The 19950-nt window shown below is 70.3% G+C and carries 18 protein-coding genes; 5 read left to right on the top strand and 13 right to left on the bottom strand.

Annotated elements, in window-relative coordinates; all coding sequences use genetic code 11:
- Window positions 1–230 precede the first annotated feature (230 nt).
- Genes RBXJA2T_RS12620 through RBXJA2T_RS12610 form a run of 3 tightly spaced genes read left to right on the top strand, consistent with a single transcriptional unit; the run spans window position 231 to window position 3122 of the window.
- Window positions 231–764, top strand: coding sequence for a TRAP transporter small permease (locus RBXJA2T_RS12620; protein ID WP_029718869.1), 534 nt, complete (start codon window positions 231–233; stop codon window positions 762–764).
- On the top strand, window positions 761–2059 hold the full coding sequence (locus tag RBXJA2T_RS12615) for a TRAP transporter large permease (RefSeq protein WP_009857770.1): 1299 nt from the start codon (window positions 761–763) through the stop codon (window positions 2057–2059). The genes RBXJA2T_RS12620 and RBXJA2T_RS12615 overlap by 4 nt, the downstream gene beginning before the upstream one ends.
- 25 nt (window positions 2060–2084) lie before the next feature.
- A complete protein-coding gene (locus RBXJA2T_RS12610) occupies window positions 2085–3122 on the top strand; it encodes a DctP family TRAP transporter solute-binding subunit (RefSeq protein ID WP_009857769.1) in 1038 nt (345 codons plus the stop codon).
- Window positions 3123–3129: 7 nt separating this feature from the next.
- Here the strand turns inward: RBXJA2T_RS12610 and RBXJA2T_RS12605 are convergent, their stop codons facing one another.
- The 4 genes from RBXJA2T_RS12605 to RBXJA2T_RS12590 form a co-directional block, all read right to left on the bottom strand.
- A complete protein-coding gene (locus RBXJA2T_RS12605) occupies window positions 3130–3660 on the bottom strand; it encodes a PEP-CTERM sorting domain-containing protein (protein ID WP_237704887.1) in 531 nt (176 codons plus the stop codon).
- A 14-nt stretch (window positions 3661–3674) separates the two neighbouring features.
- Window positions 3675–6470 (bottom strand): ExeM/NucH family extracellular endonuclease, encoded by a 2796-nt coding sequence (locus tag RBXJA2T_RS12600; RefSeq protein WP_009857767.1) that lies wholly within the window; start codon window positions 6468–6470, stop codon window positions 3675–3677.
- A 154-nt stretch (window positions 6471–6624) separates the two neighbouring features.
- Complete coding sequence (locus RBXJA2T_RS12595) at window positions 6625–8139, bottom strand: amidase (protein ID WP_009857766.1); 1515 nt, start codon at window positions 8137–8139, stop codon at window positions 6625–6627.
- Between the two features lie 103 nt (window positions 8140–8242).
- Complete coding sequence (locus RBXJA2T_RS12590; protein WP_009857765.1) at window positions 8243–9481, bottom strand: YihY family inner membrane protein; 1239 nt, start codon at window positions 9479–9481, stop codon at window positions 8243–8245.
- Window positions 9482–9499: 18 nt separating this feature from the next.
- On the opposite strand from RBXJA2T_RS12590, the gene RBXJA2T_RS12585 reads away from it, so the two are divergent.
- Both RBXJA2T_RS12585 and RBXJA2T_RS12580 read left to right on the top strand, forming a co-directional pair.
- Window positions 9500–9892 carry a DUF2069 domain-containing protein gene (locus RBXJA2T_RS12585; RefSeq protein WP_009857764.1) on the top strand — a complete coding sequence of 131 codons (393 nt, stop codon included), beginning with the start codon at window positions 9500–9502 and terminating at the stop codon, window positions 9890–9892.
- A complete protein-coding gene (locus tag RBXJA2T_RS12580) occupies window positions 9889–11295 on the top strand; it encodes an FAD-binding oxidoreductase (protein ID WP_009857763.1) in 1407 nt (468 codons plus the stop codon). Before RBXJA2T_RS12585 ends, RBXJA2T_RS12580 begins: the two co-directional genes overlap by 4 nt.
- Before the next feature lie 18 nt (window positions 11296–11313).
- Here RBXJA2T_RS12580 and RBXJA2T_RS12575 read toward each other — a convergent pair whose 3' ends face one another.
- The 9 genes from RBXJA2T_RS12575 to nuoH are packed head-to-tail and all read right to left on the bottom strand — an operon-like array spanning window position 11314 to window position 19950.
- On the bottom strand, window positions 11314–11754 hold the full coding sequence (locus RBXJA2T_RS12575; RefSeq protein ID WP_009857762.1) for a DUF1178 family protein: 441 nt from the start codon (window positions 11752–11754) through the stop codon (window positions 11314–11316).
- A 10-nt stretch (window positions 11755–11764) separates the two neighbouring features.
- Window positions 11765–12370 (bottom strand): NUDIX domain-containing protein, encoded by a 606-nt coding sequence (locus RBXJA2T_RS12570; RefSeq protein WP_009857761.1) that lies wholly within the window; start codon window positions 12368–12370, stop codon window positions 11765–11767.
- Window positions 12371–12380: 10 nt separating this feature from the next.
- On the bottom strand, window positions 12381–13874 hold the full coding sequence (gene nuoN, locus RBXJA2T_RS12565; protein WP_009857760.1) for an NADH-quinone oxidoreductase subunit NuoN: 1494 nt from the start codon (window positions 13872–13874) through the stop codon (window positions 12381–12383).
- Window positions 13875–13887: 13 nt separating this feature from the next.
- Window positions 13888–15363, bottom strand: a complete 1476-nt coding sequence (locus tag RBXJA2T_RS12560; protein WP_009857759.1) for an NADH-quinone oxidoreductase subunit M — start codon at window positions 15361–15363, stop codon at window positions 13888–13890.
- A gap of 29 nt (window positions 15364–15392) precedes the next feature.
- Entirely contained in the window at window positions 15393–17423 is a 2031-nt protein-coding gene (gene nuoL / locus RBXJA2T_RS12555) for an NADH-quinone oxidoreductase subunit L (RefSeq protein WP_009857758.1), read from the bottom strand.
- Between the two features lie 8 nt (window positions 17424–17431).
- On the bottom strand, window positions 17432–17749 hold the full coding sequence (gene nuoK, locus RBXJA2T_RS12550) for an NADH-quinone oxidoreductase subunit NuoK (protein ID WP_009857757.1): 318 nt from the start codon (window positions 17747–17749) through the stop codon (window positions 17432–17434).
- Entirely contained in the window at window positions 17746–18378 is a 633-nt protein-coding gene (locus RBXJA2T_RS12545; protein WP_009857756.1) for an NADH-quinone oxidoreductase subunit J, read from the bottom strand. The genes nuoK and RBXJA2T_RS12545 overlap by 4 nt, the downstream gene beginning before the upstream one ends.
- Window positions 18379–18382: 4 nt before the next feature.
- The gene (nuoI, locus tag RBXJA2T_RS12540; RefSeq protein ID WP_009857755.1) at window positions 18383–18880 is read right to left on the bottom strand and encodes an NADH-quinone oxidoreductase subunit NuoI; all 498 of its coding nucleotides are present in this window, start codon (window positions 18878–18880) and stop codon (window positions 18383–18385) included.
- Between the two features lie 8 nt (window positions 18881–18888).
- Window positions 18889–19950, bottom strand: a complete 1062-nt coding sequence (gene nuoH / locus RBXJA2T_RS12535; RefSeq protein ID WP_009857754.1) for an NADH-quinone oxidoreductase subunit NuoH — start codon at window positions 19948–19950, stop codon at window positions 18889–18891.

The following is a 19950-nucleotide window of genomic DNA, read 5'->3' as shown; positions in this document are numbered from 1 at the left end:
GCCGGCCCCAGGCTCCTACAATGGCGCCTCGTCCCCACGACGGATGAACCGGGAGCGAAGACGCCGCGACACCGCGGCGCACGCGGGCCGCACCAGGCCCGCCGTCTTCGCTACGGCCGCGGCCCTCGCCGCGAGCCGCCGCGAGCCTACCCCCGCGCTCGCGTCCCCGGTGCACCCCGGCGGCGCCGTCCGGCGCGCGCCGGCTTTCGCTTTCTGCGCCGTCGCCCCCGATGTCCTCGCCTTCAGAACTGCCGCCCGATCCCGCCACGCCCGATGAAAAGACGGCCGTGCCGCTGAAGATCGAGGACTGGCTCACCGTCGCCGTCATGGCGGCGCTCGCGCTGATCACCTTCGCCAACGTGCTGGTGCGCTACTTCACCGACCAGTCCTTCGCCTGGACCGAGGAGATCTCGGTCTTCCTGATGATCGTGCTGGCGCTGGTCGCCGGCTCGGCGGCGGTGGCGCGCAACCGGCACATCCGCATCGAGGTCTTCGCCGACGCCGGGCCGCCGCGGCGCCAGCGTGCGCTGGCGCGTTTCGGCGCGCTGATGGTGGCGCTGCTGTTCGCGATCATGGCGGTGCTGTCGGCGCGCATCGTCTGGGACCACGTGCAGTGGGAGGAGACCTCGCCGGGCATCGGCGTGCCGCAGTGGTGGTACTCGATCTGGCTGCCCATCCTCTCGGTGGTGATCGCCGGGCGTGCGCTGGGGCTGTTCGTGCGCCGCGGGCGCGAGCGTGACGGTGACGAGGAGGCCGGGCGATGATCCCGACGCTGCTCTTCGTCGGCTTCCTGGCGCTGATGTTCCTCGGCGTGCCGATCGGCGTCGCGCTCGGGCTGGCCGGCACCGCGGCGATCGCGCTGGCCAACCTGGACACGCAGTGGTTCGGGCTGCTGGCGGTGCCGCAGAACTTCTTTGCCGGGCTGGGCAAGTACCCGCTGCTGGCGATCCCGATGTTCGTGCTCGTCGGCTCGATCTTCGACCGCTCCGGCGTCGCGCTGCGGCTGGTGAACTTCGCCATCGCGATCGTCGGCCGCGGCCCCGGCATGCTGCCGCTGGTGGCGATCGTCGTCGCGATGTTCCTCGGCGGCATCTCGGGTTCGGGCCCGGCCAACGCCGCGGCCGTCGGCGGCGTGATGATCGCGGCGATGGCGCGCGCCGGCTACCCGGCGTCGTTCTCGGCCAGCGTCGTCGGCGCCGCGGCGGCCACCGACATCCTGATCCCGCCCAGCGTCGCCTTCATCGTCTACTCGGTGCTGGTCTCGGGCGCGTCGGTGCCGGCGCTGTTCGCCGCCGGCATGGTGCCCGGCATCCTGGCCGGCATCGCGCTGATCCTGCCGGCGGTGTGGCTGGCGCGCAAACACGGCATGGGCGCCGCCGAGGCCACGCTGCCGCGCCCGCCGTTCTGGGCCAGCCTGCGCGAGGCGAGCTGGGGCCTGTTCGCGCCGGTGCTGATCCTCGGCGGCATGCGCGCCGGCTGGTTCACGCCGACCGAGGCCGCCGTCGTCGCGGTGTTCTACGGCCTGTTCGTCGGCGTCTTCATCCACCGCACGATCGCGCTGCGCGACCTGGCGCCGATCCTGCGCGAGTCCGGCGAGCTGTCGGCGGTGATCCTGTTCGTCGTCGCGCTGGCGGGCATCTTCGCCTACTCGCTGTCGACGATGGGCGTCATCGACCCGCTGACGAACGCGATCGTCAACTCCGGGCTCGGCGAGTACGGCGTGCTGTCGCTGCTGATCCTGATGTTGATCGTCGTCGGGATGTTCCTCGACGGGGTCTCGATCTTCCTGATCTTCGTGCCGCTGCTGCAGCCCATCATGACCCACTACCAGTGGGATCCGGTGTGGTTCGGCGTGCTGCTGACGCTGAAGGTGGCGCTGGGCCAGTTCACGCCGCCGCTGGCGGTGAACCTGATGGTGTCCTGCCGCATCGCCGGCGTGCGCATGGAGGAGACCGTGCGCTGGGTCGGCTGGATGCTGCTGGCGATGTTCATGGTGATGGTCGCGGTGATCGTGTGGCCCCAGCTCGCGCTGTGGCTGCCGGCGCAGCTGGGTTATTGATCCCTGTCCCGAGGAGAAGACGACGATGAAACGAACGTTCCTGAAGTTCACGCTGGCCGCCTGCGCGCTGGCCGCCGCCGGTGTCGCCAGCGCCCAGACCGCGCTGCCGCCCGGCTACAAGGCCGAGTACCGCATGAGCCTGGTGCTCGGCACCGCCTTCCCCTGGGGCAAGGGCGGCGAGATCTGGGCGAATCTCGTGCGCGAGCGCACGCAGGGCCGCATCAACATCAAGCTGTATCCGGGCACCTCGCTGGTGGCCGGCGACCAGACGCGCGAGTTCCCGGCGATCCGCCAGGGCGTCATCGACCTCGCGGTCGGCTCGACGATCAACTGGTCGCCGCAGGTCAAGCAGCTGAACCTGTTCTCGATGCCCTTCCTGATGCCCGACCACGCGGCGCTGGACGCGCTGACGCAAGGCGCGGTCGGCCAGCAGATCTTCCAGGCCATCGACCGCGCCGGCGCGCTGCCGCTGGCCTGGGGCGAGAACGGCACGCGCGAGATCAGCAACAGCAAGAAGCCGATCCACACGCCGGCCGACCTGAAGGGCATGAAGATCCGCGTCGTCGGCTCGCCGCTGTTCCTGGACACCTTCACCGCGCTGGGCGCCAACCCGACGCAGATGAGCTGGGCCGACGCCCAGCCGGCACTGGCCTCGGGCGCCGTCGACGGCCAGGAGAACCCGCTGTCGATCTTCACCGCGGCCAAGCTGCACACCGTCGGCCAGAAGCATCTGACGCTCTGGGGCTACGTCGCCGACCCGCTGATCTTCGTCGTCAACAAGGACGTCTGGAAGAGCTGGACGCCGGCCGACCAGGCCATCGTGCGCCAGGCCGCCATCGACGCCGGCAAGCAGCAGATCGCGATCGCGCGCAAGGGCGTCGTCGAGGCCGACCAGCCGCTGCTCAAGGAGATCGGCGCGCTCGGCGTCACGGTGACCAAGCTGACGCCGGCCGAACGCGAGGCCTTCGTGAAGGCCACGCGCCCGGTCTACGACAAGTGGAAGAAGCAGATCGGCAGCGACCTGGTCGACGCCGCCGAGAAGGCGATCGCGGCGCGCAAGTAAACGCCGCTCAGGCAGGCCGACGGCGGCGCGCCAGCGCCGCCGCGGCCAGCGCGGCCATCACCAGCGCCGGACCGGCCGGCTCGGGCACGTCCTGCGTCACCTCCGTGAACACGAGGCTGCCGAAGCCTTCGGTGCCGGCGCCGGTGGTGTCGTAAGCCAACCGGGCTTCGCTGGCCGAACCGAAGCCGGCGACGAGCTGCAGCAGCGGCTGCACGAACGGGTCGCCGGTGACGAACGACAGGTCCACACCGAGCAGGCTGCCGGCCGAGAACCAGGCCAGCGGCAGGATGTCGGCATCGGCCATGTCCAGCGTGTAGCGGTGGCCGGCGAAGTCCAGCGTGAAGCTGTTCAGTTCGAGGCTGCCGTCGTAACCGGCCGCCGGGTCCTCGAAGCCGACGCTGCCGCTGATCGTGCTGCCGTCCAGCGGGCCGTAGTCGACGGCGCCGTCGATGCGATAGAGCGCGGCCTGCGCGGGGGCGGCCAGGCCGGCGAACAGCGTGGCGGCCAGCGCCGCGGCCGACAAGAGTTGGCGGGTCATCCAGGTCTCCAGGTTCAGAAGAGGAAGTTCGAGGCTTTGAGAAGCTCGGCGCAGGTGCGGCCCTTGACCAGCACCATCGCGCGCGCCGCTGCGGGGCCGGCAGCATCCGGGTCGATGCTCAGCAGCGCATCGGCGCCGGAGACGCTGCAGAAGAGGTAGCCCTGGCCGATCGGGTCGGCGGACGGCACACGCAGGCTGCGCAGCAGCTCGGCGAACGAGATGCGGTCATCACCCGGCGTGAAGTCGGTGATCGTCGCGCCGCCGGCAAAGCCGCTGCTGAAGACGAAGGTGTCGCGGCCGCCACCGCCGCTCAGCGTGCGCCGGCCGGCGCCGCTGACGATGACATCGTCACCCGGCGTGCCGGTGACGCTGGTGCTGGACGGTACCGCGGTGATCGTCTTCACCAGGTTCAGGCCGACGAGCACCGGGTCGTGGTCCGACGAGCGGTACGGCGTCGCCGCATACGGGTCGGGCGCGCAGGCGGCGCAGGCCGGCTGCTTGAACTCCAGGTTGTAGTCGTGCGCCACCGACTCGTCGGCGTTGATGTGCCAGTGCCGCGCACCGCTGACCTTGGGCGACAGCGTGGCGGTCGAGATCGCGTGGTCCAGGCGGCCGGCGGCGCCGTCGAAGACATAGGAATAGCCGGAGGCATCGAAGCGCCCGGGCTCGTCGACGTAGCCGCTGCCGGTGAACTGGAACACCGGATCTTCCTGGGCGTAGGCGTTGAAGTCGCCGACCAGCAGCACGTCGTGGCTGCCGCTGGCGGCCTGCAGCTGGGCGACGAAACGGCGCAGCTGCTCGGCCTGGGCGACACGCAGCGCGTTCCAGCAGCCCTGGCCGTCACCGCTGTCGACGTTGCCGGGGGCGTCGGCATCACCGGCGGCCGGGCAGCTGCTCTTGCTCTTCAGGTGGTTGACGACGACGGTGAAACGTTCGCCGTTGGCCGGCGCGAAGGTCTGCGCCAGCGGCGGGCGGCTGTTGACCGCGGCGGTGTCGCTGGCCGGCGCGCCGACACGCGTCAGGCGCGAAGGCTTGTAGATCATCGCCACCTTGATCGCGTCGCTGCCGGTGCCGGCCGCCGGCTCGGGCAGCGCGGCGTAGGTGCCCGAGCCGACACGCAGGTTCAGCGCGTCGACGAGGTTCTGCACCGCGACCACGCCGTTGTTCTGGATCTCCATCAGCCCGACGACGTCGGCGTCCAGCGCAGCCAGCGCCTCGACGATCTTGGCGCGCTGGCGCTGGAACTCGGCCAGGCTGTTGGCGCCGCGGCAGTTGGACGCCGAGACCGTGCCGCCCTGGCTGCAGCCCTGCCCGGTCTGGCCGCCGGCGGTGGCGCCGTTGGTGAAGGTCGTGAAGTAGTTCAGCACGTTGAAGCTGGCGACCTTGACGTTGCCGCCGACCGCGGGCGGCGCGACCGGGCGCGGGTTGGCCGTCGTGTAGCGCAATGCGCCCGTGTCCAGCGGCAGGATGCGGTAGTCGCTGGGCGCACCGGCACCGCTGGTCGCGGTCGACAGGCCGTAGTCGATGACACCGGTGATCGAGCCGATGACGTCGCCGGCGCGCAGCGCGCCGTTGGGGCCGGTGAACGGCGTCGGGTTGACGTTCTGTGCCGAGCTGCCGTCGTCCAGCACGATGCGGCGTGCGGCGTTGTCGGCGGCCAGCGCCTGGGCCTGTGCGCCGGGGCGATGGCGGTTGGTCGGCGTCTCCAGCCGGCCGCCGGCCGACAGCGTCAGCTGGCCGTAACGCGCCTGGAAGTAGCTCTGGTCCACCGTCAGCGGGCCGGACAGCGTGACCAGCATGCCTTCGTAGCGCTCCAGCCCGCCGGCGACCGGCAGCGCGAGCGGCAGCGGCGTGATGCTGCCGCTGCCGAGCAGGGTGATCGCGCTGGGCGTCGTCAGCTGGGTGACGCTGCCGCTGCCGGCGGCGAACTCGGCGACCTGGCCGGTCAGCTGCAGCAGCTGGCCGGCGGAGACCGTCGGCGCGCTGCCGGTGAAGACGAAGAGGCCGTCGGAGGTGGCGGTGTCGCCGTCGCCGCTGGCGTCCTGCAGGAAGAAGCCGTTGTTCGTCAGCCGGGTGACGACGCCCGAGGTCCTGACCGTCTGGCCGACGAAGGGGCTGCGCTCGCCGCTGCCCTGGATCTCCGGGATGCGGCGCGACGCCACCGTGTCGTCGCCGCCGCCCGTGTTGCTGCAGACCGTGGCCGCGCTGGTGCTGTTGCGCGGCGCCGGCGTGCCGGTGACGAAGTCGCTGGCGTTGTCGCCGCTGTCGGTGCAGCCGCCGGCCTTGCGCAGCAGCGCGCTGCTGCTGCTGGCCGCCGGCGCGGCGCCGCTGCCCTTGTAGAAGTTGGCGCTGCCGTAGCCGACGAGATCGACGATGTGCGCCTGCTGCTCGGCGCTGCAGGCGGTGGAGCCGCCGTTGCAGGCCAGGCCGGTGGCGATGTCCAGCAGCGCGACCTTGCCGTTGCTCGCCGACAGCTCGGTGTTGCCGATGGCGTCAGGCGCCGGCAGCGTCGGGCCGGAGCTGCTGCCTCTCAGCTGCACCAGATACCAGCGGCCGGGCTGCAGCGTGCCGCTGAGCAGCGTCACGCCGTTGCCGGCGAAGCTGCCCGTGCCGGTGGCGCTGGCGTACTGGACCGACCAGCCGTCCAGGCTCACCGGCGTGCGGCCGTTGTTGAACAGCTCGACGTAGTCGTTGGCGAAGACGTTGCCGTTGCCGCCGTAGACCTGGCTGATGACGACGCCGGCACTGGCCGGCGCTGCCGCCAGCCAGGCTGCGATGGCCGCCGCGACGGCCGAAACACGCTGGTTCATATCACGCCCCTCCTCAGGTGATGGGGCGGCACGCTATCCAGGCGTCGTGAAGCGTCCGTGACGCGGCCTGCCGCCGCCGCGCCATCCCCCCGAAGTGCGCGTCCCTTCGGGGAGGGGGTTCAAAAGCGAGACCTGACCCCGTCGAAAGCGGCGCTCAGACCGGTGGCGCGAAAACCGGGCTGCCGGGCAGGCCCTCGGGCACCGGCGGGTGGGTGACGAGGGCCTTCAGCTCGGGCCGCGGCCGGGCCAGCGGCGCAAGATCGGGGCGCGGGCGCGCGGTGGCGGGGTCGGCGGCGAGCATGCGTTCGAGCGCCGCGGCCTGGGCGAGCAGCGTGGCGTCGCCGTGGCGACGGCCGACGAGCTGCAGCGCGAACGGCATGCCGGCTTCGTCGCGCCCGGCGGGCAGCGCCAGCGCCGGGTGGGCGGCCAGCGTCACGCCGTAGCAGCAGGCCAGCCAGCGGTAGTAGGTGTCGAGCCGGCGGCCGTCGACGCGCTCGACGTAGAGCTGCGTCCACGGCGGCGGCGACACCGGCAGCACCGGGGCGACGATCAGGTCCAGGCGTTCCAGCGCCGCGGCGAAGGACCGGGCGATGCGGGTCTGCGCGCGCTGCGCACGCGCCCGGTCGGCGAGCGTGCAGCCTCCCGCCAGCTCGAGGTTGGCACGCAGGTTGGGGCCCAGCTGATCGGGCTCGACACCGTCGAACGCGGCGGCGAAGGCCTCGGCCCGCGCGACGTCGAAGGCCAGGTCGGCGTCGGCCAGGTCCAGTTCGACCGGCTCCACACGGGCGACCTGCGGCGCCAGCGCCGCCACGCGTGCGCGCAGCACGCGGCGGATCGCCGGGTCCAGCGGCAGGCCGCCGAAGTCCTCGCAGAAGCCCACGCGCAGCGTCGACGGGTCGCACTCGGGCAGCGGCCAGAAGGCCGACGGCGAGACCTCGACGGACAGCGGGTCGCGCCGGTCCAGCCCGACCATCGCCGACAGCATCAGCGCGGTGTCGGCGACGCAGCGCCCCATCGGCCCGAGCACCGGCAGCGGCGACCAGCCCAGCGTGCGCGCCGGGTCGGCGACCAGGCCAGGGCTGGGCCGCATGCCGACGACGCCGCTCCACGCGGCGGGGATGCGCAGCGAGCCGCCGGTGTCCGAGCCGGTGGCCAGCGACACCATGCCGGTGGCCAGCGCGACGGCGCTGCCGCCCGACGAGCCGCCGGCGCTGCACGCCGGGTCGAAGGGGTTGCCGGTCGCGCCCCAGACGGCGTTGCGCGTGTTCGCGCCGGCGCCGAGGTCCGGCGTGTTGGTCTTGCAGACGACGATGGCGCCGGCCGCGCGCAGCCGGGCGACCAGCGCGTGGTCCTCGCGCGGGACGTAGCCGCGCATCGCGGTGTTGCCGCAGGTCGTCAGCAGGCCGGCGGTGTCGAGCAGGTCCTTCACGCCCAGCGGCAGGCCGTGCAGCAGCGGCAGCGGCTCGCCGCGCGCCCCCGCGGCCTCGGCGGCGCGGGCGGCGGCGCGGGCACGCGCGAAGTCGGTGGCGCAGATGGCGTTGACGCCGGGGTTCAGCGCTTCGATGCGCGCGATGCTGGCGTCCAGCAACTCGACGGGAGAGAGCTCGCCGAGCCCGATCAGTGCGCGTTGCTCGACGGCGCTGAGCGCCAGCAGGGTGTCGGGATTCATCAGGGGCCGGGGTTCGGAACTTGAAACGGTGGAGTCGGGAGAGGGCCGCGAAAGACGGGGTCAGGTCCCGCAGGACCTGACCCCGGTGTTCCGACGGCACGGCTCACCCGAGCAGTTCGGCCAGCGTCAGCGCCTCCAGCCGCGCGCGGCGGCGGAACGGCGCGGTGGCGGCGGCCGGGGCGACCAGCAGCGCGTCGAGCAGCGGCAGGGCCGCGGTGGTGTCGGGGTCGCAGAGCAGCACGTGGCGCGCGGTGCCGCCTTCGTCGAGCCGCGCGACCCAGTCCAGGCCGGCCAGCAGCTCCAGCACCGGCTCGAGCTCCAGCGGGTCGGCACGCAGGCGCTCGGACAGCGCCGGCAGCGACAGCCCGTGGCCGGCCCCGCGGCGCGCGGCGGCCAGCTCGCCCAGCACGACGAGGGCCAGCTCGAAGCGGTGGCCCGCCGTCGGCGGCCGGCGCACGACACGCATCTGCAGGCTGGGTGCGTAGGCCGCGATGACCGCGCCGAGCAGCACGATGACCCAGCTGAGGTAGATCCACAGCAGCAGGATCGGCAGCGACGCGAAGGCGCCGTAGACCGAGGAGTACATCGGCACCTTGTCGACGTACCAGGCCAGCCCTTCCTTGGCGAACTCGAAGGCCACGGCGACGAACAGCGCGCCGGCCCAGGCGTGCTGCCAGCGCACCGTCGTGTTGGGCACGTAGCGGAACAGCCCCGCCAGCGCCGCGGCCAGCAGCGCGAACTCGGCGACGTTGAGCGCCGCGCTGACGCCGCCGGGCAGCACGCCGACCAGCCCGCGCGAGGCCGACAGCGCGTAGGACGTCATCGACAGGCTGACGCCGACGACCAGCGGCCCGAGCGTCAGCGCCGCCCAGTAGACCAGCACCCGCTGGGCGATCGGCCGCGGCTGGCGCACGCGCCAGATGGCGTTGAGCGTGCGGTCGATCGTCAGCATCAGCGCCAGCGCGGTGGCGCCAAGGAACAGCAGGCCCACCGAGCCGGCGCGGTTGGCCTGCGACGCGAACTGCGTCAGCGCACGCATCACCGGCCGCGCGATCGTGTCGGGCACCAGCGACTGCAGGAAGTACTTCTCCAGCGCGATCTGGAACTTGGCGAAGATCGGGAAGGCGGTGAACACGGCCAGCATCACCGTGACCAGCGGCACCAGCGCGATCAGCGTCGTGAAGGTCAGGCTGCTGGCGGTGAGGCCGAGGCGGTCTTCGCGGAAACGCTGGCGCAGCGTGCGCAGCGTGTCCAGCCAGGGCCACTGGCGCAGCGCGGCGGCGGCCTCGTGCCAGCGGGCACGCAAACGGCGGCCGATCGCTGCGGCCGAGAGACGATTCATGCTGGATATGATGCCAGCATGGTTTCCCCCGCCGTCCCCGACGTCCCCGCCGTTCCCGATGCCGCCGTGCGGCAGACCCGCGCGCTGGCCCTGGCCTCGCTGATCGCCCTGATCGTGCAGGGCCTGGCCTGGGAGCTGTGGATCGCGCCCACCGGCAGCGGCACGCTGGCGCTGAAGGTGCTGCCGCTGGTGGCCGCCATCCCCGGCATGCTGCGCCACCGGCTCTACACCTTCCGCTGGGTCAGCATGGCGCTGTGGCTCTACGTCACCGAGGCGCTGGTGCGCTCGACCAGCGAACACGGCGCCGGCCAGGCGATGGCCGTCGTCGAGCTGGTGCTGTGCATCGTGCTCTTCGTCTTCTGCTCGCTGTACGTGCGCCGCCGGCTGCGCGGCGTGAAGGCGGCGGCATGAATGCGGGGCTGCTGCAGACGCTGCGCGACGTGGTCGGCGCGGCCCAGGTGCTGACCGACGGCGACCTGACGGCCTATGAACTCGACTGGCGCCGCCGCTGGCGCGGCCGCGCGCTGGCCGTCGTGCGCCCGGGCAGCACCGCCGAGGTGGCGGCCGTCGTGCGCGCCTGCGCCGCGGCCGGCGTGGCCATCGTGCCGCAGGGTGGCAACACCGGCCTGGTCGGCGGCGGCGTGCCCGACGCCAGCGGCACGCAGGTGCTGCTCAACCTGCAGCGGCTGAACCGCATCCGCACGATCGACGCCGCCAACCTGACGCTGACCGCCGAAGCCGGCTGCGTGCTGCAGGCGGTGCAGGAGGCGGCCGCCGCGCAGGGCCTGCTGTTCCCGCTGAGCCTGGCGGCCGAAGGCAGCTGCACGATCGGCGGCAACCTCGCGGCCAATGCCGGCGGCACCCAGGTGCTGCGCTTCGGCAACGCGCGCGAGCTGTGCCTGGGGCTCGAGGTCGTCACCGCGGCCGGCGAGGTCTGGGACGGGCTGTCGGGCCTGCGCAAGGACAACACCGGCTACGACCTGCGCGACCTCTTCGTCGGCAGCGAAGGCACGCTGGGCATCATCACCGCGGCGACGCTGAAGCTGTTCCCGCAGCCGGCAGCGGTGACGACCGCACTCGCCGCCTGCGACAGCCTGGACGACTGTGTCGCGCTGCTGAACCTGGCGCGCACGCGGCTGGGCGCCGGGCTGACCGGCTTCGAGGTCATGGGCCGCTTCGCGCTGGAACTGGTGGCCAAGCACTTCCCGGCGCTGCCGCGGCCGCTGCCCGGTGCGCCGTGGACGGTGCTGCTGGAGCAGAGCGACACCGACGGCGAGGCCGCCGCGCAGGAGCGTTTCGAGGCCCTGCTGGGCGCGGCGCTGGAAGACGGCATCGTCGGCGACGCCGCGGTGGCCGCCAACCTGGCGCAGTCGCATGCGATGTGGCACTTGCGCGAGTCGATCCCGCTGGCCCAGGCCGAGGAAGGGCTGAACATCAAGCACGACATCGCGCTGCCGGTGTCGGCCATTCCCGGCTTCTGCGCCGCCACCGACGCCGCGCTGGCCGCGGCGATCCCGGGCGTGCGGCTGGTGTGTTTCGGCCACCTCGGCGACGGCAACCTGCACTACAACGTGCAGGCGCCCGAAGGCGGCGACGCCAAGCGTTTCCTGGCCGAGCAGGAGCCGGCGGTCAACCGCATCGTCTACGACGCGGTGACGGTCTGCGGCGGCTCGATCTCGGCCGAACACGGCATCGGGCAGCTGAAGCGCGAGGAGCTCGCCGAACGCAAGTCGCCGGTGGCGCTGGCGATGATGCGCGCGATCAAGGGCGCGCTGGACCCGCAGAACCTGCTGAACCCCGGCCGCGTGCTCTGACGCCGCGCCGGGCGCGGTCTATTGCAGCGGCCCCTTCAGCGCCGCCGGCAGCGGCAGCGAGAGCACCTCGATGCCCTCCTCGTTCAGCGCCTGGCGTTCCTCGGGCGTGGTCTGGCCGCGGATGCCGCGGTTCTCGCTCTCGCCGTAGTGGATGCGCCGCGCCTCCTCGGCGAAACGCTCGCCGACGTCCTCGGTGTCGGCGAGCAGCTGGCGCACGGCGCCCAGCCAGGCGGCCTGCAGGTCGGCGTCGGTGGCCGGGGCCTTGGGCGGCTCGGGCGGCGGCTCCTTGGCACCCGACAGGTTCAAGCGCGGCGCGCTCGGCAGCCGCGTGACGACGTGGTCGCCGCAGATCGGGCACTCGACGAGGCCACGGCCGTTCTGGTCCATGAACTCGTCGTCGGAGGCGAACCAGCCCTCGAAGCGGTGGCCGTTCGCGCAGCGCAGGTCGAGCACCTTCATCGTCGCGGGCTCAGGCGCTGGGGCCGTGCTCCGGGTCGGGGGTCCAGGCCAGCGGCCAGGCGCCGGCGCGCCAGCGCTGCAGCCAGTGCAGGCCGACGCGGGTCTTCACGTCGGGCAGGCCGTCGCCCATCGCCAGCGCGTCGAGCTCGGCTTCGGTGAGCTTCATCACCTCGACGAACTCGCCGTCGTCGAGCTGCTGCTCGCCGGCGACCAGACCGCGCGCGAAGTAGATCCAGATGCTCTCGCTGGAATAGGCGGCGGCGTTGTGGATCTCGCAGGCGAAGGCCCACTCGCGGGCGCGGTAGCCCGTTTCCTCGAGCAGCTCGCGGCGGGCGCATTCGAGCGTGTCCTCGCCGGCATCACGTTTGCCCGCCGGGAACTCGACGATCGAGCGGGCGATCGGGTAGCGGTACTGGCGCACCAGCACGACGCGGCCGTCGTCGAGCAGCGGCACGACGGCCACCGCGCCCGGGTGGCGGATGTACTCGCGCGTGGCCGCGCTGCCGTCGGGCAGCACGACCTCGTCGCGATGCACCTCGAGGAAACCGCCTTCGAGCAGCGTGCGCCCGCCGGTGCGGCGTTCGCGCAGGTGGACGTCGTCGGTCTCGTCGCTCATCGGGAGAGGCTCAGCTGGACAGCGCCTTCACGATCGCGTCGCGGCACATCGCCATCAGGCCACCGGGCAGCAGACCGAAGACCAGCACCGCCAGGCCGTTGACGGCGAGCAGCGCGTTGACGCCGGTGCTCTGGCCCACCGGGCCGGCGAGCTTGGGCTCGTCGAAGTACATGACCTTCACGACACGCAGGTAGTAGAACGCGCCGATCAGCGACATCATCACCGCGAACACCGCCAGCCAGACGTAGGCCTCGACGTTGGTCGACACCATCGCCTGCAGCACCGCGAGCTTGGCGTAGAAGCCGACCATCGGCGGCAGACCGGCCAGCGAGAACATGAAGATGCTCATCACGCCGGCGATCCACGGGCTGCGGCGGCCGAGGCCGGCGAGGTCCTCGATCTGCTCGCTCTCGAAGCCCTGGCGCGACAGCACCATGATCAGGCCGAAGGTGCCCAGCGTCGTCAGCACGTAGGCGACGACGTAGAACATCGACGAGCTGTAGGCGTTGCCGGCCGACAGCGTGTTGCCGCTGACGACGCCGGCCGACATGCCGAGCAGGATGAAGCCCATCTGCGCGATCGTCGAGTACGCCAGCATGCGCTTGAGGTTGGTCTGCGCGATGGCGACGACGTTGCCGACGACCAGCGAGGCCACAGCCAGCACGATGAACATCTGCTGCCAGTCGACCGCCAGACCCAGCATGCCCTCGACGAGCAGGCGGATCGTGATCGCGAAGGCGGCGAACTTCGGCGCGCCGCCGATCAGCAGCGTCACCGAGGTCGGCGCGCCCTGGTAGACGTCGGGCACCCACATGTGGAACGGTGCTGCGCCGAGCTTGAAGGCGACGCCGGCGACGACGAACACGACACCGAAGACCAGCACCTCGCGGTTGATGTTCGGGTTGGTCGCGATCTGCTCGAAGACGCGCGGGATCTCCAGCGAGCCGGTGGCGCCGTACATCATCGACAGGCCGTAGAGCAGGAAGCCGCTGGCCAGCGCGCCGAGCACGAAGTACTTCATCGCCGCCTCGGTGGCGACGGCGTGGTCGCGGCGCAGCGCGGCCAGCGCGTACAGCGACAGGCTCATCAGCTCCAGGCCGAGGTAGACGACGAGGAAGCTGTTGGCCGAGGTCATCACCGAGATGCCCAGCAGCACCATCAGCGCGAGCACGTAGAACTCGCCCTTGAGCATGTCGCGCGAGGCCAGCGTCGGCCGCGCGTAGGCCACGGTGGCGAGCATCGCGATGCCGGCGAAGAAGGCCAGCAGGTGGCCCATCGGGTCGGTGACGACCTGGCCGCCCATCGCGTAGGTGGTCTCGCCGCCGTTGAAGGCCGCGAAGTGCATGCCGGAGAACACCAGCACCGCGAGCTGGGTCAGCCAGAAGGTCGGCCGGCGCTCGGGGTCGGTGATGAAGAGATCGGCGATCGCGATCACGCAGATCGCCGCCAGCAGCCAGATCTCGGGCTGGAGGGCGAGCCAGTTCATCGGGTTCAGGTTCTGCATCGCGTGGCTCGGGTCAGGGCAGCTTCGAGACGGCAACGTGCTTGAGCAGTTCGCTCACCGACACGTCCATCACCTCGGTGAAGGGCTTGGGATACAGGCCCATCCACAGCACCGCGGCGGCCAGCAGGGCCAGCATCAGGAACTCGCGGGCGTCGATGTCCTGCAGTTCCTTGACGTGGTCGTTGGCCACCGGGCCGAAGTAGACGCGCTTGACCATCCACAGCGTGTACGCGGCGCCGAAGATCAGCGTCGTGGCGGCCAGGCCGGCGACCCAGAAGTTGTGCTTCACGGCGCCGAGGATGACCATCCACTCGCCGACGAAGCCGGCGGTGCCCGGCAGGCCGCAGTTGGCCATCGCGAACAGCACCGCGAAGGCCGCGAACTTGGGCATCGTGTTGACGACGCCGCCATAGGCCGAGATCTCGCGGCTGTGCACGCGGTCGTAGAGCACGCCGATGCACAGGAACATCGCGCCGGAGACGAAACCGTGCGAGATCATCTGCACGATCGCGCCGGTGACGCCGAGCTCGTTGAAGATGAAGAAGCCCAGCGTCACGAAGCCCATGTGGGCGATCGACGAGTAGGCCACCAGCTTCTTCATGTCGCGCTGCACCAGCGCGACGAGGCCGATGTAGACCACGGCGATCAGCGACAGCGTGATGATCACCCAGGCGTACTCGCGCGCCGCGTCGGGCGCGATCGGCAGCGAGAAGCGCAGGAAGCCGTAGGCGCCCAGCTTCAGCATGATCGCCGCCAGCACCACCGAGCCGCCGGTCGGCGCCTCGACGTGGGCGTCGGGCAGCCAGGTGTGCACCGGCCACATCGGCACCTTCACCGAGAACGCGGCGAAGAAGGCGACGAACAGCAGCGTCTGCGCGGTCAGCGTCAGCGGCAGCTTGTGCCAGTCCTGGATCTCGAAGCTGCCACCCGACTGGTAGTACAGGTAGACCACCGCGACGAGCATCAGCAGCGAGCCCAGCAGCGTGTAGAGGAAGAACTTGAACGCCGCATAGACCCGGCGTGCGCCGCCCCAGACGCCGATGATGATGTACATCGGGATCAGGGTGGCCTCGAAGAAGACGTAGAACAGCAGGCCGTCGGCAGCCGAGAACACGCCGACCATCAGGCCCGACAGGACCAGGAACGCGCCCAGGTACAGCGGCACGCGGTCGGTGATGACCTGCCAGCCGGCGATGACGACGATGACGGTGATGAAGGCCGTCAGCGGCACGAACCACACCGACAGCCCGTCGACACCGAGGTGGTAGTTGACGTTGAAGCGCTCGATCCAGGGCACGAGCTCCTGGTACTGCAGCGCCGCCGTGCCGGCGTCGAAGCCGGTGATCAGCGGGATCGTCACCAGGAAGCTGGCGACCGCGCCGACGAGAGCGATCCAGCGCGCGAGGTGGGGATTGCTGTCGCGGCCGACGGCCAGCAGCAAGATCCCGAAGGCGATCGGCATCCAGATCGCGAGACTCAGAAGACCCATTCTTTGCTCTCTTCTATTGCGGTCGCGAGTCAGCCCGTCAGGCCGCCGAGGAACGGCCACAGGCGCCAGGTCATGAAGCCGAAGATGCCCAGCAGCATGACGAGCGCGTACCAGTACAGGTGACCGGTCTGCACGCGGCGCAGCACGCCGGCGAGCAGGCCCACCGTCTTGGCCGAGCCGTTGACGATCGCGCCGTCGATCAGGCCGACGTCGCCCCCCTTCCACAGACCGGTGCCCAGCAGGCGCGCGCCGGCGGCCAGCACGTGCTCGTTGAACCAGTCCATGTAGTACTTGTTCTCGAGCACGGTGCGCAGCGGCTTGAGCGTGCGGTCCAGCGCGGCCGGGATCTGCGGTGCCTTCAGGTAGAAGACCCAGGCGGTGACGACACCGGCCAGCGCCAGCCAGAACGGCGCGGTCTGCAGGCCATGCAGCGCCATCGCGGTCGCGCCGTGCCACTTCTCGGCCAGCTCGGCCATCGCCGGGTGCTTCGCAGCGTCGACGAAGATCGCGCCGGCGAAGAAGTCGCCGTAGAGCATCGGGCCGATGGTCATGAAGCCGATCACGACCGAGGGCAGCGCCAGCAGCAGCAGCGGCGCGGTCACGACCCAGGGCGACTCGTGCGGCGTGGCGTCGTGGCCATGGCCGTGCTCATCGCCATGCGCGTGGTCGTCCTCCGGCGGGAAGGGCTTGTGGCGGAAACGCTCCTCGCCGTGGAAGACGAGGAAGTACATCCGGAACGAGTAGAACGCGGTGACGAAGACACCGGCCGTGACCGCGAACAGCGCGAAGCCGGCGCCCGGCAAGGTGCTGGCGTGCACCGCCTCGATGATGCTGTCCTTGGAGTAGAAGCCCGAGAACAGCGGCGTGCCGATCAGCGCCAGCGAGCCCAGCAGCGCGGTGATCCAGGTGATGGGCATGTACTTGCGCAGGCCGCCCATGTTGCGGATGTCCTGGTCATGGTGCATGCCGATGATCACCGAGCCCGCGGCCAGGAACAGCAGCGCCTTGAAGAACGCGTGCGTCATCAGGTGGAACACCGCCACCGAATACGCCGACACGCCCAGCGCCACCGTCATGTAGCCCAGCTGCGACAGGGTCGAGTAGGCGACGACCCGCTTGATGTCGTTCTGGATGATGCCCAGGAAGCCCATGAACAGCGCGGTGATCGAACCGATCACGAGCACGAAGTTCAGCGCCGTGTCCGACAGCTCGAACAGCGGCGACATGCGCGCCACCATGAAGATGCCGGCGGTGACCATCGTCGCGGCGTGGATCAGCGCCGAGATCGGGGTCGGGCCTTCCATCGAGTCGGGCAGCCAGACGTGCAGCGGGAACTGCGCGCTCTTGCCCATCGCGCCGATGAACAGGCAGATGCAGATCACGGTGATCAGCATCCAGTCCTGGCCGGGGAAGCTCAGCGCGGCCAGCTCCGGGCCCTTGGCGAAGGCCTCGGCGTAGTCCAGCGTGCCGGCGTAGGCGACGATCAGGCCGATGCCCAGGATGAAGCCGAAGTCGCCGACCCGGTTGACCAGGAAGGCCTTCATGTTGGCGAAGGTCGCGCTCGGCTTCTTGAACCAGAAGCCGATCAGCAGGTAGCTCACCAGGCCCACCGCCTCCCAGCCGAAGAACAGCTGCAGGAAGTTGTTGCTCATGACCAGCATGAGCATCGAGAAGGTGAACAGCGAGATGTACGAGAAGAAGCGCTGGTAGCCCGGGTCCTCTTCCATGTAGCCGATGGTGTAGACGTGCACCATCAGCGACACGAAGGTCACGACGCACATCATCATCGCCGTCAGGCCGTCGACGAGGAAGCCGACTTCCATCCTCAGGCCGCCGACGACGGCCCATTCGTAGATCGTGCCGGCGAAGCGGGCACCGTCCATCGCCACGGCCTTCAGCACGATGGCCGAGCAGATGAACGAGATCAGCACGCCGAGGATCGTCACCGTGTGCGCGCCGCGGCGGCCGACCGCCTTGCCGGCCAGGCCCGCGACGAGCGCACCGACCAGCGGCGCGAGCGGGACGGCGAGCAGGAGGTTTTGCGAGAGAGTCGCTGCCATGTCTGTCGTCAACCCTTCAGTTCGTCGAGTTCCTCGACGTTGATCGACGCGCGGTTGCGGAACAGCACGACGAGGATCGCCAGGCCGATCGCCGACTCGGCGGCGGCGACGGTCAGGATGAAGAACACGAAGATCTGGCCCGCCATGTCGCCCAGGTAGTGCGAGAAGGCGACGAAGTTCAGGTTGACGGCCAGCAGCATCAGCTCGATGGCCATCAGCAGCACGATCAGGTTGCGCCGGTTCATGAAGATGCCGATGACCGACAGCGCGAACAGGATGGCGCCCAGCGACAGGTAGTGGCCGAGCGTGATCGGTCCGAGGCTCATGCTTGGCCTTCCTTGTTGTCGGTCGCGGCGTCGGCCTTGACCGTGGGCACCTTGACCAGGCGCACGCGGTCGGCGCGCTTGACGCGCACCGCCATGGCCGGGTCGACGCGGCGGCTGTCCTTGCGGTGGCGCAGCGTCAGCGCGATCGCGGCGACGATGGCCACCAGCAGCAGCACGGCCGCCAGCTGCAGCGGGTACAGGTAGTGCGTGTAGAGCTCGATGCCCAGCAGCCGGGTGTTGCCCATCTCCAGCGCCTGCGCCGTCAGTTCGGGCGCCTGCGCCGGCTGGAAGCCGCGCAGCAGCACCAGCGACATCTCCAGCGCGATGACCGCGCCGACCATGCCGGCCAGCGGGAAGTGCTTCCAGAAGCCGGTGCGCACCGATTCGCTGTTGATGTCCAGCATCATGACGACGAACAGGAACAGCACCATCACCGCGCCGACGTAGACCAGCACCAGCACGATGGCCAGGAACTCGGCCTGCAGCAGCATCCAGATGCAGGCCGCGTTGAAGAAGGCGAGCACGAGGTAGAGCACGCCGTGCACCGTGCTGCGTGCGGTGATCACGCGCAGCGCGGCGAACAGCAGCACCGCGGAGAAGAGATAGAAGAGCGCCGTGGTCGTGTTCATGTTCTCAGCGGTAGGGAGCGTCCGCCTCGCGGTTGGCCGCGACTTCCTTCTCGTAGCGGTCACCGACGGCCAGCAGCATGTCCTTCGTGAAGTACAGGTCGCCGCGCTTTTCGCCGTGGTACTCGAAGATGTGCGTCTCGACGATCGAGTCGACCGGGCAGCTCTCCTCGCAGAAGCCGCAGAAGATGCACTTCGTCAGGTCGATGTCGTAGCGCGTCGTGCGGCGCGTGCCGTCGGCGCGCACGTCGCTCTCGATCGTGATCGCCATCGCCGGGCACACCGCCTCGCAGAGCTTGCAGGCGATGCAGCGCTCCTCGCCGTTCTCGTAGCGGCGCAGCGCATGCAGGCCGCGAAAGCGCGGCGACAGCGGAGTCTTCTCCTCGGGATACTGGATCGTGATCGCCTTGGACAGGAAGTGCCTGCCGGTCAGCGCCATGCCCTTGAAGATCTCGGCGAGCATGAAGCTCGACAGCACGTCCTTGATGGCGGAGGCGTTGGGCATCGTCGACCTCACTTCCAGATGTTGAACGGCGACTGGATCCACAGGCCGATCACGACCAGCCAGACCAGGGTCACCGGAATGAAGACCTTCCAGCCCAGGCGCATGATCTGGTCGTAGCGGAAGCGCGGCAGCGTCGCGCGCACCCACAGGAACATCGTCACGACGACGAAGACCTTGGCGACCAGCCAGAACCAGCCGGGGAGGAAGTCGAGGAAGGCGAACGGGGGCAGCCAGCCGCCGAGGAACAGCACGACGGTCATCGTGCTCACCAGGATCATGTTCGCGTACTCGGCCAGGAAGAACATCGCGAACGACATCCCCGAGTACTCGATCATGTGGCCGGCGACGATCTCGGACTCGCCCTCGACGACGTCGAACGGCGCGCGGTTGGTCTCGGCCAGGCCGGCGATGAAGAAGACGAAGAAGATCGGCAGCAGCGGCAGCCAGTTCCACGACAGCAGGTTGGCACCGTTGTCCACGCCCAGGCCGCGGCCCTGCGCGGCGACGATCTCGCCGAGGTTCAGCGTGCCCGAGACCATCACCACGACGACGAGCGCGAAGCCCATCGCGATCTCGTAGCTGACCATCTGCGCCGACGCGCGCAGCGCGCCGAGGAAGGCGTACTTCGAGTTCGACGCCCAGCCGGCGATGATGACGCCGTAGACCTCGATCGAGGTGATCGCCAGCAGCAGCAGCAGGCCGGCGTTGACGTTGGCCAGCACCGTCTCCGGGCCGAACGGGATCACCGCCCAGGCCGCCAGCGCCGGCGTGATCGTCATGATCGGGCCGAGGAAGAACAGGCCCTTGCTCGCCGCGGACGGACGGATGATCTCCTTGAAGATCAGCTTGACCGCGTCGGCGATCGGCTGCAGCAGGCCGCCCGGGCCGACGCGGTTGGGGCCGAGGCGGATCTGCGTGAAGCCGATGCCCTTGCGCTCCCACAGCGTCAGGTAGGCGACGCAGCCCATCAGCGGCAGCACCAGGACGACGATCTTCAGCAGCGTCCAGACCACCAGCCAGCCGCCGGGGCCGAGCGCGGCGGTGCCGTATTGGTTCAGCGAGTCCAGCAT

It is taken from the genome of Rubrivivax benzoatilyticus JA2 = ATCC BAA-35 (assembly GCF_000190375.1).
Taxonomy (GTDB): Bacteria; Pseudomonadota; Gammaproteobacteria; order Burkholderiales; family Burkholderiaceae_C; genus Rubrivivax; species Rubrivivax benzoatilyticus.
The sequence above is the reverse complement of the archived record's forward strand: the minus strand, read 5'-3'. Positions and strand labels throughout refer to the sequence as shown.